Origin of the sequence: Brevundimonas lenta, assembly GCF_014196335.1 — a bacterium.
Taxonomy (GTDB): domain Bacteria; phylum Pseudomonadota; class Alphaproteobacteria; order Caulobacterales; family Caulobacteraceae; genus Brevundimonas; species Brevundimonas lenta.
Genome location: NZ_JACIDM010000001.1, coordinates 223,874 through 236,856, shown reverse-complemented (window position 1 = coordinate 236,856; position 12,983 = coordinate 223,874). Strand labels below are relative to the sequence as shown.

Sequence of the window (12,983 nt, the reverse complement as noted above, 5' to 3'; positions counted from 1 at the left end):
ATTCAGACTCCGGCCGGCTTCTTGCGGGACCGTGCGGCGGTCCGTTCGGTGTTCAGCGCCACGGCCGTGCCGATCAGCGCCTTGAAGGCCGCAGCATCCACCGTCTCGCCCTCGCGGATGTCGATGGCGCGGCGCGTGTTGCCCTCAAGGCTGGAGTTGAACAGGCCTGTGGGGTCCGGCAGCGCGGCGCCCTGGGCGAAGGTCAGCTTGACCCACGCCTTGTAGGTCTCGCCGGTGCACAGGATGCCCGCGTGCGACCATACCGGCACGCCGCCCCACTTCACCTCCTCGACCACCTCGGGGTCCGCCTCGCGGATCAAGGCGCGCATCCGCGACAGGGTCTCGCCGCGCCAGTCAGCCAGCGCCTCGATCTTCGCGTCGATGACGTCCGCGGCGGCGGCGCCGTCGGGGGCGGGGGAAGCTGTCGATTTCATCGCATCCGTCCTCTTCACATCTTCTCGCCGGGCAGTCGGCTGGCCTGTTTCACCCAGTCCTCGAACTGCGCCTCGTCCAGCTCGCCCTCGCGCAGGTTCAGGTAGCGGACGTGCTGCTGCTTCGACGGATCAGGCGGCGGCGGGTCCAGCTCCGAACCCATGAAGAAGGCCAGCTTGATGTATTTCTCGAACACGTGGACGCCCAGGAACCAGCGGTCCTTCTCCATCCCGTACAGGGGCGAGTTCCACTTCACCGCCTTCTGCACGCCCGGGACCGCCCGGGTGACGATCTCATCCAGTCGTCGCCCGACCTCGCTTTTCCAGCCCGGCATGGCGTCGATATAGGCCTGCACCGGCGCGTCGCCGTAGCCCTTGGCGATCTGCGGATTGCCGCCCGACAGCAGCTTCGGTTGGTCGGCGGGCGTCTTGCTCACTGGTCCATCCTTCCCAGCAGGTTTTCGAGCTTGTCGAACCGGTTCTCCCAGAAGCCCGACATCTCCTTCGTCCAGTCGTTCAGCGGCCCCAGCGCGTCGGGCCGGGCGCTGTAGTGCGTCTGGCGACCCTCGTGCCGGTCATGGACCAGGCCCGCCAGCTTCAGAACGCCCAGATGTTTGGAAACGGCCGGCTGGGAAACGCCGGCGCGCATCGTCAGCGCCCCGACCGTCTGCTCGCCTTCGCGGCACAGGCGTTCGAACAGGGCCCGCCGGGTGGGATCGGCGAGGGTCCGGAACAGCACGTCATGGGCGTCGGTGAAGGACAATCGATAACTCTCCGGCTATAGGTTGACCTATAACCCCGGAGCTATGAGTCCGTCAAATTGATCGTCAGGCCGCCGGAGCGAAGGCGCCCAGGACGCTCCTCAGGCCCTGCAGCAGCACCGCCGCGTTATCGTCCGCCTTGCAGCCCCCGGCGTGGATCAGGCGCAGCGCCTTCACATGCACCTCCACCGCGGGCCATTTCCACACGCCCGCACCGCGCATCCTGTCGCTCAGTTCGCACAGGCTGTAGCCCGCCTCGTACAGCGGTCCGGTGTCGAAGAAGCCGGCCAGGTCGATCAGGGTGGCGGCGCGCTCATACACATGCGCCTCCTGGCCCGCTTCGGCGGCGGCGCAGGCCTGTTCCAGTTCGCCGATGATCCGGCCGATGGCGACCAGCGTGTCCTCGCGGTGCGACGCCAGACCCTGCGCGGCTCGGCGCTCGGCTTCGTCGACTGTGCGGCCGCCGGGGCGCGCCAGTTGTTTGGCCAGTCCGCTCTGGACCTTGAAGGTGCGCGCTTCGCTCACAGCGCCACCCGGCGGGGCTTCATCAGCATGTCGATGTCCGACTGATCCATATTGGCTTCACTGGCCACGCCGACATGGGTCGACAGGTCGCCGGAGCGACGTCCCGACATGCCCAGCGGCGGGCCGAAATTGCGTACGCGCCGGTCGGGGCCGACGTAGCTGTCGCACTCGACGAACTCCCGCTCGTCAGCGCCCAGCCACATGATCCGCTTCAGCAGCACGTTCGGCGTCAGGGGCTTGGCGATGACGAAGCTGGCCCCGCAGTCGCGGCTCTTCTGCACGCCCGAGGTGGCGGCGTGGCCGGTCAGCATGATCACCGGCGTGTAGCGCACCGGCGCCGGCGTCTCGCGGCGCAGCCAGCGGGTGAAGTCGTAGCCGTCCATGTCGGGCATCGAGCAGTCGACCAGGATCAGGTCGATGGTCCGCCGCTTGACGATCTCGGTCGCCGCGGCGGCGCTCTCGCACTTGATCTGCTCCTTCACGCCGAAGCCGTGAAAGATCGAGCTGAGCATATCCAGCGACTTCGGATTGTCGTCGATCAGAAGCACGGTCGAGTGCTCCAGGTTGACGCGGGGTTGGACGGCTCCGGACATGGCGTCAGTCGAACAGCATCAGGTCTCCGGCCGCGTCGGCCGGGGTTGCAGGGACATCTCCTCCGAGGCGGGCGGCCACGTCGGCGAGGCTTACGCCGCGAACCGCCTCGTCCGCCGGTTTGCCCGCGGCCAGCGCCTGCAGCACGTCCGACAGGGCGTCCAGCCGCTGGGTCAGGGCGTCCAGCGCCTGGGCGCCCGTCAGGGCCTCCGCCCGGTCGTCGACGGGCAAGCCGCGCACCAGTCCGGACAACAGGGTCGACAGGCCGTCGACGCCCGCCCGCACGTCGGCCAGTTCGACCGCCACGGCGCCCAGCAGGGTTCGGTCCGGCGGCGTCATCAGAACAGCTCCACCATCCCGCTCTCGACGATCGGCGGCGGCATGACCGGCATCGGCGCGACGGTGTCGTTCACGCCCCGCTGCATGGCGCGGCCGCTGACCGGCCAGTAGTGCAGGCGGCGTCCGCCGGCGCCGCGCAGGCTGCCGCCCACGACGCGGATGCCTTCGTCGCGCAGGAAGCGTTCGGCGAAGTCCGCATTGGCCATGCCGACGTCGCGCAGCGAGTCGAACATGCGCCCGCCGCCGAACAGCTTGGCCTCCAGCCGGTCGCGCCGCGCGCCCGCCTTCAGCACCTCGTTGATCAGCAGCTCCATCGCATAGGCGCCGTAGCGGCGGCCCGCGTCGGTCCCTGCGCCTGCGCCGTCCGGCAGCAGGAAATGGTTCATGCCGCCGACGCCGGCCAGCGGATCGCACAGGCAGGCGGCGACGCAGGAGCCCAGCACGGTGGTCAGCATCACCGACGGATCGGCGGTGACGTGGTGTTCGCCCTGACCGACGTGAATGCGTGTTTCGGGGGGGTGGGAGGAGGACATGGCGGTCAGGTCAACGGGCCGAACACGCCTTCCAGCTTCTCTTTCAGCTGGGCGACGGTGAAGGGTTTGACCAGGTAGTTGTTGACCCCGAACTGCACCGCGCGCTGCACCAGCTCGCGGTCGGCGCGGCCGGTCAGCATGATGAAGGCGGTCGACTTGATCGGCGGGTGGGCGCGGATGGCGCGCAGCAGGCCGAGGCCGTCGAGGTTCGGCATGTTGAAGTCCGAGATCACCAGGTGGACCGGCTTGGTCACCACCTCGCGCAGGCCGATCTCGCCGTCCGCAGCCTCGCGGATCTCGCGCACGCCGAGCTGCTGAAGGCTGTTGCGGACGAGCGATCGCATGGTCGACTGATCGTCGACGACCAGAACATGAAGCGCGGAGGCGGCAGGCATGGGGGGAAGTCCTTCAGGCGGCGGTCTGGTCTGCGCGGTTCGCGGCGCAGAGATCGAGGATGGCGGGGCGGAGGCGGTGGAGGGGCAGCTGGCGCTCGACGGCGCCCTGTTCGAAGGCGGCGCGCGGCATGCCGTAGACGACGCTCGACGCCTCATCCTGACCCAGCGTGCGGCCGCCGGCCTCGCGCATGGCCAGCAGGCCCCTGGCGCCGTCCTTGCCCATTCCGGTCAGGATCACGCCGGTCATCGGCTTGCCCGAGCGGGCGACGGAGTCGAACAGCACATCGACCGACGGCCGGTGGCCGTTGACGGTCTCGGTGCGGATCAGGCGGCAGCGCGGCACCGCGCCGGTCACTTCCAGATGGGTCTCGCCGCCGGGGGCGATGTAGATGCAGCCCGGCTTCACCGGCGCGCCGTCCTCTGCCTCCGACACCTGCGGGGTGCAGACCTTGTCGAGGCGGGCGGCGAAGCTCTTCGTGAAGGTCGCCGGCATGTGCTGGGTGATGACGGTCGCCGGACAGTCGGCCGGGAAGCCGGTCAGGATGGTCAGCAGGGCCTCGACCCCGCCGGTCGAGGCGCCGATGGCGAGGATGTGCTTCGGATCGGGGCGATAGTCGGCGTCGACCGGCGGCGCAGTCGGCGTGTCGCTGCGGGCGCGCACGCGGGAGCGCCCGGCGGCCTTCACCTTCTCGGCCAGTTCGGCGAAGGCCACGGTGGCCGGCACGCCCGGCGCCGGCTTGCCGATGGCGTCCACCGCGCCGATCTCCAGCGCCGCCACGGTCACTTCCGCGCCCGCCTGGGTCAGGGTCGAGACCATCACCACCGGCATCGGCCGCAGGCGCATGATCTTCTCGAGGAACTCCAGCCCGTTCATATTGGGCATCTCGACGTCGAGGGTGATGACGTCGGGGTTCAGCCGCTTGATCGCCTCGCGGGCCTCCAGCGGATCGGCGGCCGAGCCGACCACCTCGATTTCCGGGTCACGGCGCAGGGCGGCCGTGATCAGGCCGCGCATCGTCGGGCTGTCATCGACCACCAGCACGGTGACGGGGCGGCTCACGCGGCGACTCCCAGCGAATAGGTCGTCAGGCCGCTGGTCTGCAGCCGGTTCGCCGCCGGCCCGGTCACGCGCTCGGAATGGCCGATGTACAGCGTCCCGCCCGGGTTCAGCAGCGGCGTGAACCGGCCCCACACCCGCTCCTGCGTCGCGTCGTCGAAATAGATCACCACGTTGCGGCAGAAGATGACGTCGAACTTGCCCTTCATCGGCCAGTCGCCGATCAGGTTCAGCTCCTTGAACGAGCACAGACGGCGTAGCGCCGGACCGGCGCTCCAGCGGTCACGCCCGGCCCCCGGCGCGCGGTCGAAATGGCGCCGCCACAGGGTGGCCGGGGCCGCGTCCAGCAGTTCCTCGGAATAGGTCCCGGCGGCGCCCTCGGCGACCATGTTGGGGTCGATGTCCGTGGCCAGGATGCGCACGTCCAGTTCGGCCGCCTCGGGCAACACCGACAGCACCGTCAGGCCGATCGAATAGGGCTCCTGCCCGTTGGAGCAGGCCGCCGACCAGATGCGCACCCGGCCGCCGGCGCGGGCCCGCTCGGCCAGCTTCGGCATCACCTTGTCGCGCAGGTGGTCGAAATGGTGCGGCTCGCGGAAGAAGCGGGTCACATTGGTCGTCAGGGCGGCCGTCATCGCCTGCCGCTCGTCCACCCCGTCGACGCCCTCGATCAGGGAGCAGTATTCGCGGAAATTGCGCAGTCCCAGGGCGCGCAGCCGCTTGGCCAGGCGCGAATAGACCAGCGCGGCCTTGCCTTCACCCAGCGCGATGCCGGCGTGGGCGTGCAGGACATGGGCGATGTGGCGGAAGTCCTCGGCGGTCAGGGCGAACTCGCCTTCGACCAGGGACGCCGCGCCGGCGACGGAGGTCATGCCGCTTCGGCCTCCGCCTGCGGCAGGATGAGGTCCAGTTCGATCAGGCTGATCATCCGCCCGTCGACGGCGAAGATGCCCTTCACGAAGGTCTTCACGTCGTCGCTGGCCACGTCCGGCGTCGGCTGCACGTCGCCCTCGGTCAGCTGGATGATGTCCGACACCGCGTCGACCAGCAGGCCCACGGTCCGGCCGCCGACGTGGGCCACCATGATCACGTGGCGCGCCGTCGGATCCGAGGTGCGCAGGCCGAAGCGCGCGCCCAGGTCGACGATCGGCAACACCGCGCCGCGCAGGTTGATGACGCCCTTCATATAACCCGGCGAGCGGGGCAGGGGCGTGGCCGGGGTCCAGCCGCGGATTTCCCGCACCGACATGATGTCGACGCAGAATTCCTGCTCGCCGATGCGGAAGGCGATCAGTTCACGGGCGGCGGCGTTGCTTTGCACTTCGGTCATGGATCAGCTCGCGAGCTTGAGTTCGGGTGCGGCCGGACGGCGGCGGGCGTTGGCGACGATGGCGTCGACATCGAGGATCAGGGCGACGCGGCCGTCGCCCAGGATGGTGGCGGCGGCGACGCCGGGGACCTGCTGGTAGTTGGTCTCCAGGCTCTTGATCACGACCTGGCGCTGGCCCTGGATGGCGTCGACCATCAGGGCGGCGCGCTGGCCGGACTCGGTCTCCACGACCAGGGCCACGCCCTGTCCCGGGGTCACCGGCTCGTCGCGGAAGCCCATGGTCTGGGCTACGTCGACCAGCGGCACGAAGGCCTCGCGGAAGCGGATCACCGCATCCCGGCCGCCGACGTAGTGGATGTCCTGCGCGCGCGGCGTCAGGCTCTCGACGATGTTCGACAGCGGAGCCACCAGCGTCTGCTCGGCGGCTCCGACGACCATGCCGTCCAGCACGGCCAGCGTCAGCGGCAGGCTGAGGGTGAAGGTGGAGCCCTTGCCCGGAACCGAGCTGATCGAGATGCGGCCGCCCAGCGCCTGGATCGAGCGCTTGACCACATCCATGCCGACGCCGCGGCCCGAGACGTCCGTGATCGTCTCGGCGGTCGAGAAACCGGGCAGGAAGATCAGGTTGTCGACCTCCTCGTCGGTCAGTACGGCGTCCTCGGCGATCAGGCCGCGGCTGACGGCGATGCCCCGGACGCGCTCGCGGTTGATGCCTTTGCCGTCGTCGCTGATCTCGATGACGATCCGGCCCGAGCGGTGCAGCGCCGCCAGACGAACCGCGCCCTCGGCGGCCTTGCCGGCGGCCAGGCGTTCGTCCGGCGTCTCCAGCCCGTGGTCGATGGCGTTGCGCAGCATGTGCGTGATCGGCTCGGCCAGGCGCTCGACCACGGTCTTGTCGACCTCGGTGTCCTCGCCGGCGGTGACCAGGCGCACGCGCTTGCCGGTCATGTCGGCGACCTCGCGCACCAGGCGCGGCATGCGCTGGAACACCGACTTCACCGGTTGGGCCCGGATGGCCATGACGCTGTCCTGGATCTCGCGGGTCAGCAGCTCGAGGTCCTCCAGACCCATCAGCACGCCGGACGACCGCGTCAGGCCGCTCTCGGCGACGCGCTGGGCCAGCATGGCCTGCTGGATGACCAGTTCGCCGACCACATTGATCAGGCGATCGACGCGATCCAGATCTACGCGGATCGTCGCCGGGGCCGGCGCGGTCGGCGCAGTCGGCGCGGCTTGCGCCGGAGCCGCCTGGGCCTGAACCGGGGCAGGGGCGGGCGCCGCGACCGGGGTCGGCTCGACCGGGGCCGGCGCGACGGCTTTGACGATGGCGGGTTCCTGTGCGGCCGCCAGCAGGGCGGACAGGTCGAACGCTTCGGCCGGCGCCTCAAGGCTCGGAAGTCCCAGGTCCGGCAGGGCCGGGAGATCGTCGGCGGGTCCGGCGCCGAGCGGCTGGATGCTCAGATCGCAGTCGGATTCCACGAAGTCGAACACGTCGCGCACCGCGACCTCATCGACGGCGGCGGCCAGCTCGATGGTCCAGACCAGTTCGTTCTCTTCGGCGATCAGCTCTTCCAGCGACGGCACGGCGCTATCGTCCAGGCTCACGGTGACCGGACCCAGACGGCCCAGTTCGCGCAGCAGCAGGCCGGTCTCGTTGGCGTTGGCGTACATCCGGCCGTGCGGCCGGAACACGATGCGCCAGCCGGTCGCCGGAGCCGCGGCCAGCGAGGGCAGGTCCAGGGAAGGCAAATCCAGCGAAGGCAGGTCCAGCGACGGCAGGCCGATGGTCAGCGGGGTGAAGCCGAAGTCGTCCTCTTCCTCGACGACCGGGGCGCCGCCCTCGCCGTGGGTCAGGGTCTCCAGCTCGGCCACCAGGCCGGCGGAGCGCGCCTCGTCGACCTCGGGCGCATGGCCCTGGGCGGCGGCGACATGGTCGGCCAGCACGTCGGACGCGCGCAGCAGGGTGCGGACGGTGATCTCGTCGCACGGTTTGCGGCCGGCGCGCAGCTCATCCAGCAGCGTCTCGAACACGTGCGCGAACCGCACCAGGGCCTCCAGGCCGAAGGCGCCTGCGCCGCCCTTCACCGAATGCACGGCGCGGAAGACGGCGTTGATCGTCTCGCTGTCGGTCTGGCCGGATTCCAGCACCAGCAGCTTCGCCTCCAGGTCGGCGAGCAGCTCGTCGCATTCCTGGAAGAAGGTCGCCTTGATCGCTTCGAACGCGTCCACGTGAACCTCTGATCTCAGGCGGCGACGCGGCGGACGGCGTCGACCAGTTTGACCGGGTCGAACGGCTTCACGATCCAGCCGGTCGCGCCGGCGTCGCGGGCGCGCTGCTTCTTGGCGGCATCGCTCTCGGTGGTCAGCACCAGCACCGGCGTCTGGCGGTGCTTCGGATCGGCGCGCACGCCCTCGATGACGCCGAAGCCGTCCATCCGGGGCATGTTGATGTCGGTGATGACCACGTCGACGTCGGCGCCGTGGGCGGCCAGCGTCTCCAGTCCATCCACGCCGTCGACGGCCTGGATCACCGTGTAGCCGGCGGACTCCAGGGCCATCATCAGCATGTCTCGCATGGTGCGGGAATCATCGACGGTCAGGACGGTCTTGCTCACGCGGGTTCTCCCAGGGCTTCGGCGAGGGGGGCTGCGCCGAATGCGGTCCATTGTTCGGAAAAGGCGGCGCTGTCGGGCGCCAGGGTCAGGCTCTGGCCGTCTGCGGCCCAGGTCCGTTGCGCGGACACCAGCACCTGCAGGCACAGACCGCCGAGACGCTCAACCTGCGAGGCGTCCAGCGTCACCGCCTGGCCGCGCAGGGCCATCAGGCTCGTCTGCAGCGGTTCGGCTGCGCGGATGTCCAGCACGGATGCGAGGGCGAGGACGGTCATCAGAACTCTTCCCAGCCGTCTTCGACCGCCTGCGGCTTCAGGGCGGCGCCGCCGCGACCGACCGTCTTCAGGGCCGGGATCGGGCGCGACGCCGGACGCGGGGCCGGGGCGCGGCCGCCGGCGCGCGGCGTGTCGCCGACGCGGAAGCGGGCGACCGAGGCGGCGAGGCTTTCGGCCTCCTGCGCCAGCGAGTGGCTGGCGGCGGTCGATTGCTCGACCATGGCCGCGTTCTGCTGGGTGACCTGATCCATCTGGTTCACGGCTGTGTTGACCTGCTGCAGGCCCGTCGCCTGCTCCTGGGCGGAGGCGGCGATTTCCGACACCAGGCCGTCGATCTCGGCGACGCGGCTGACGATGCGTTGCAGGGCCTCGCCGGTCTGACCGACCAGGTCCACGCCGGCGCCGACCTGGGTGGTCGAGGCCGAGATCAGGGTCTTGATCTCCTTGGCCGCATCGGCCGAACGCTGGGCCAGCGCCCGCACTTCCGAAGCGACGACCGCGAAGCCGCGACCGGCGTCGCCCGCGCGCGCCGCCTCAACGCCGGCGTTCAGCGCCAGCAGGTTGGTCTGGAAGGCGATCTCGTCGATCACGCCGATGATCTGGCTGATCTTCTGGGCCGACTGCTCGATGGCGCTCATCGCGGCGACGGCGTCGCGCACCACATTGCCCGAGGTCTCGGCGTCGCCGCGCGCGGCCAGCACGACGCTGGAGGCCTGACGGGCGCCCGAGGCGGTCTTGTTCACCGTGGCGGTGATCTGGTCCAGGGCGGCGGCGGTCTCTTCCAGGCTGGCGGCCTGCTGTTCCGTGCGGCGCGACAGATCGTCGGCGGCGTGGCTGATCTCGCCCGAGCCCGAGCGGATGGCCGAAACGTTGGTGACCACCACGCTGACGGCCTGCTGCAGCTGGCTGATCGCGGCGTTGAAGTCGGACTTCAGCTGCTCCGCCTTGGGCGCGACATCGATGGTCAGGCGGTGGGTCAGATCGCCGTCGGCCATGGCCGACAGGCCTTGGGCCAGGGCGGTGATGGTGACGCGGTCTTCCTCGGCCGAGCGGGCCTTTTCGGCCTCGTTGGCGGCGCGCTCCTGTTCGCTCATCGAGCGCTGGGCGAGGGCCTCGGCCTCGATACGGTTCTTCTCGATGGCGGCGTCGCGGAAGGCCAGGATGGCCACGCCCATGATGCCGAACTCGTCCTTGCGCTGGGCGCACGGCACTTCCAGCGAGGTGTCGCCGCTGCGCAGACGGTTCATGTGGGAGACCATGGTATGCACCGGCCCGCCGATGGCCCGGGTCAGCACCCAGCCGCACAGACCGGCCATCAGGGCGGCCAGGGCGACGCCGGCGAACAGGGCCGTGTGGCCGATGGCCGAGGCGCTCTCCTGGACCTTGCTGTAGGACTCCAGCGCGGCTTCCTGGTCCGCCTGCAGCTTGTCCAGAACCGCGTCGATCGGGTCCATCCACTTCTGCGAGGTGCCGTCGGCGATCATGGCGACGGCCTGTCCGTTGGTGGCCGGATTGGCGGCAAGGCGGACTGCGGGGTCGACGAAATTGGTGCGGTAGTCGGCTTCCGCCTTCACCAGCGCATCCAGCTGGGCCGCCTTCTCCGGATAGACCTTCAGCAGGTCGCGGATCTTGACGATGTTCTCGTCGAACCGGCCCTTGTGGGCGGCGATGCGCTCCAGATTGTAGGGCTTCTGGACGCTGATGTAGGACAGCGCGTGGGCTTCCTGCTGGTCCACCGAACGCTTGACGACCATCAGGGTCTGGATCGTCGTATCGGCGCGGTTCACATCATCCGCGGCCCTGTCCATGCTGGCGAGCTGGAAGAATACGGTCACGCCCAGGGCGGCGATGATCGCGACGACCAGGGCGAAGCCGACGAACAGCTTCTGCGAAATCTTCAGATTGGACAGGAAAGACACGAGCAGATCCTTCTGGCGGGGTCCGCCCTCTGCGGCGGGGCGGTTCAGGGATGGCGTTTAGTCAGGGACGGAAGGTCAGAATTCCTCCCAGCCGTCCTCGTTGGCGTGGTGCTGGTGCTGCAGGGCCGCGCCGCCACGACCGACGGTCTTCAGCGCCGCGACCGGGCGAGCGGCCGGACGGGCCGGCGGCGCGGCACGGCGCGCGACCGCGTCCTCGCCGATCCGGAAGCGCGCGACCGACGAGGCCAGGCCTTCGGCTTCCTGCGTCAGCGAGTGACTGGCGGCGGTCGATTCCTCGACCATCGCCGCGTTCTGCTGGGTCACCTGGTCCATCTGGTTGACGGCGGTGTTGACCTGCTGGAGGCCCGTCGCCTGCTCCTGCGCCGAGGCGGCGATTTCGGAGACCAGGCTGTCGATCTCGGCCACGCGGCTGACGATGCGCTGCAGCGCCTCGCCGGTCTGACCGACCAGGTCCACGCCCGCGCCGACCTGGGTGGTCGAGGCCGAGATCAGCGTCTTGATCTCCTTGGCCGCTTCCGCCGAACGCTGGGCCAGGGCCCGGACTTCCGAGGCCACGACCGCGAAGCCGCGACCGGCGTCGCCGGCGCGAGCAGCCTCAACACCGGCGTTCAGCGCCAGCAGGTTGGTCTGGAAGGCGATTTCGTCGATCACGCCGATGATCTGGCTGATCTGCTGGGCCGATTGCTCGATCGCGCTCATGGCGGCGACGGCGTCGCGAACGACGGCGCCGGACACCTCTGCATCACCACGCGCGGCCTGCACGACCGTCGAGGCCTGGCGGGCGCCCGAGGCGGTCTTGTTGACCGTGGCGGTGATCTCTTCCAGCGCGGCGGCGGTCTCTTCCAGGCTCGCGGCCTGCTGTTCCGTGCGGCGCGACAGGTCGTCGGCGGCGTGGCTGATCTCGCCCGAGCCCGAGCGGATGGCCGACACGTTCGACACCACCACAGACATGGCGTCCTTCAGCTGGCCCATGGCTCCGTTGAAGTCGCTCTGCAGCTTCACATAGTCGGCCGGGAAGGTCTGGGTCAGGCGGTAGGTCAGGTCGCCGCGGCTCAGGGCTTCCAGACCCTCGGCCAGGGCCTCGACCACCATCGCCTGTTCGCGGGCGGCGGCTTCGCTGATCGACTGGTTGCGGGTGCGTTCGGCGTCGGCGGCGGTGCGCTGCTCGGCGGCGGCGCCCTCGACGCGGATCTTCTCGATGGCGGCGTCGCGGAAGGCGAGGATGGCCACGCCCATGGCCCCGAACTCGTCCCGGCGCTGCGCGTCCGGCACCTGCAGCGAGGTGTCGCCGCCCATCAGGCGCTTCATGTGGGCGACCATGGCCATCACCGGTCCGCCGATGGCCTTCGTCAGGATCATGCCGACGATGAAGGCCAGCAGGCAGGCCACGGCGATGCCGATGCCCAGGGTCCAGCGCGCCGCGTCATTGGCCGAGGCCTGGTCGGCGCGGGCCTTGTCGAGGATTTCCTGGTTGCTCGCCTTGATGGCGTCGATGGCTTCCTCGACCGGCTGCATCAGGCGGTCGGCCGAGCCGTCGCGGCCCACCATGGCCAGGGCCTGGGCCCGCGTCGCAGGGTTGCGCGCCAGCACCTGGCCGCCGGTCACGACGTGCTCGTACCAGGCGTTGGCCGTCTTGTCGGCGGCGTCGAACTGGGCGACGCGATCCGGCTGGATCTCGCGCAGCTCGGTCAGCTTGCCCTCGAACGAGGCGTGGTGGGCGGCGGCGCGCTCCAGGTAGTAGTCGTCGTTCGAGACCAGGAAGCCGCGGTAGCTGTTCTCCTGACGCGCCAGGTAGAACTCGGCGGCCGAGGCGGCGCGGACGGCCTGGTTGGCGATCGACCGGGCGTCGCCGGCCTTCTCCAGCGCCAGCAGCTGCATGAAGACGATGACGCCCATCACGGCGATGCCGGTCAGAACCGAGGCGAAGGCCAGAAACAGTTTCCGGCCGACGGGCATGTTGTTCAGAAAGCTCACTGCGCGGTCTCGATCGTTGGGGGGACGAATTCGGACAGCCTGGGCGGTGAGTGACCTGCGACGCGCTGGGCGGCTTGGCGAAGGACTTTCGGCACCCCGACTGACTGACCGCAATGTTCGGGGTAACGCTAATATTCTTCGTAAACCGCGCTGTACGTAAAAATGCGTACGACCACGTATGACTACGTAGAATCGCTGTACTGATCAGATGAACGGGGCG

The 12,983-nt window shown here is 69.6% G+C and carries 16 protein-coding genes; all 16 read right to left on the bottom strand.

Translation table 11 applies throughout. The annotated features are described in order from the left end of the window. Positions 1-2 precede the first annotated feature (2 nt). Entirely contained in the window at positions 3-434 is a 432-nt protein-coding gene (locus tag GGR12_RS01260; protein WP_183202029.1) for a DUF1801 domain-containing protein, read from the bottom strand. A gap of 14 nt (positions 435-448) precedes the next feature. After that, entirely contained in the window at positions 449-868 is a 420-nt protein-coding gene (locus GGR12_RS01255; RefSeq protein WP_343053050.1) for a DUF1801 domain-containing protein, read from the bottom strand. After that, positions 865-1,194: an ArsR/SmtB family transcription factor gene (locus tag GGR12_RS01250; protein WP_183202027.1), complete on the bottom strand. Its 330-nt coding sequence runs from the start codon at positions 1,192-1,194 to the stop codon at positions 865-867. Before GGR12_RS01250 ends, GGR12_RS01255 begins: the two co-directional genes overlap by 4 nt. A 64-nt stretch (positions 1,195-1,258) precedes the next feature. Further along, positions 1,259-1,717 carry a chemotaxis protein CheE gene (locus GGR12_RS01245; RefSeq protein WP_183202025.1) on the bottom strand — a complete coding sequence of 153 codons (459 nt, stop codon included), beginning with the start codon at positions 1,715-1,717 and terminating at the stop codon, positions 1,259-1,261. After that, positions 1,714-2,310, bottom strand: a complete 597-nt coding sequence (locus tag GGR12_RS01240; RefSeq protein WP_183202023.1) for a response regulator — start codon at positions 2,308-2,310, stop codon at positions 1,714-1,716. Before GGR12_RS01240 ends, GGR12_RS01245 begins: the two co-directional genes overlap by 4 nt. A gap of 4 nt (positions 2,311-2,314) precedes the next feature. Then, on the bottom strand, positions 2,315-2,647 hold the full coding sequence (locus tag GGR12_RS01235; protein ID WP_246328705.1) for a hypothetical protein: 333 nt from the start codon (positions 2,645-2,647) through the stop codon (positions 2,315-2,317). Further along, positions 2,647-3,180, bottom strand: coding sequence for a chemotaxis protein CheD (locus GGR12_RS01230; protein ID WP_183202021.1), 534 nt, complete (start codon positions 3,178-3,180; stop codon positions 2,647-2,649). Before GGR12_RS01230 ends, GGR12_RS01235 begins: the two co-directional genes overlap by 1 nt. Before the next feature lie 5 nt (positions 3,181-3,185). After that, positions 3,186-3,575 (bottom strand): response regulator, encoded by a 390-nt coding sequence (locus tag GGR12_RS01225; RefSeq protein WP_183202019.1) that lies wholly within the window; start codon positions 3,573-3,575, stop codon positions 3,186-3,188. 13 nt (positions 3,576-3,588) lie between these two features. Continuing rightward, positions 3,589-4,635 carry a chemotaxis-specific protein-glutamate methyltransferase CheB gene (locus GGR12_RS01220; protein ID WP_183202017.1) on the bottom strand — a complete coding sequence of 349 codons (1,047 nt, stop codon included), beginning with the start codon at positions 4,633-4,635 and terminating at the stop codon, positions 3,589-3,591. Continuing rightward, a complete protein-coding gene (locus GGR12_RS01215) occupies positions 4,632-5,504 on the bottom strand; it encodes a CheR family methyltransferase (RefSeq protein ID WP_183202015.1) in 873 nt (290 codons plus the stop codon). The genes GGR12_RS01220 and GGR12_RS01215 overlap by 4 nt, the downstream gene beginning before the upstream one ends. Then, positions 5,501-5,962 carry a chemotaxis protein CheW gene (locus GGR12_RS01210; RefSeq protein WP_183202014.1) on the bottom strand — a complete coding sequence of 154 codons (462 nt, stop codon included), beginning with the start codon at positions 5,960-5,962 and terminating at the stop codon, positions 5,501-5,503. Before GGR12_RS01210 ends, GGR12_RS01215 begins: the two co-directional genes overlap by 4 nt. A gap of 3 nt (positions 5,963-5,965) precedes the next feature. Further along, positions 5,966-8,191 (bottom strand): chemotaxis protein CheW, encoded by a 2,226-nt coding sequence (locus GGR12_RS01205; protein ID WP_183202012.1) that lies wholly within the window; start codon positions 8,189-8,191, stop codon positions 5,966-5,968. Between the two features lie 14 nt (positions 8,192-8,205). After that, a complete protein-coding gene (locus tag GGR12_RS01200) occupies positions 8,206-8,577 on the bottom strand; it encodes a response regulator (protein ID WP_183202010.1) in 372 nt (123 codons plus the stop codon). Further along, positions 8,574-8,849 (bottom strand): STAS domain-containing protein, encoded by a 276-nt coding sequence (locus tag GGR12_RS01195; protein ID WP_183202008.1) that lies wholly within the window; start codon positions 8,847-8,849, stop codon positions 8,574-8,576. Before GGR12_RS01195 ends, GGR12_RS01200 begins: the two co-directional genes overlap by 4 nt. Further along, positions 8,849-10,768, bottom strand: a complete 1,920-nt coding sequence (locus GGR12_RS01190) for a methyl-accepting chemotaxis protein (protein WP_183202006.1) — start codon at positions 10,766-10,768, stop codon at positions 8,849-8,851. Before GGR12_RS01190 ends, GGR12_RS01195 begins: the two co-directional genes overlap by 1 nt. A 75-nt stretch (positions 10,769-10,843) precedes the next feature. Then, the gene (locus tag GGR12_RS01185) at positions 10,844-12,745 is read right to left on the bottom strand and encodes a methyl-accepting chemotaxis protein (protein ID WP_183203712.1); all 1,902 of its coding nucleotides are present in this window, start codon (positions 12,743-12,745) and stop codon (positions 10,844-10,846) included. Between the last annotated feature and the right edge of the window lie 238 nt (positions 12,746-12,983).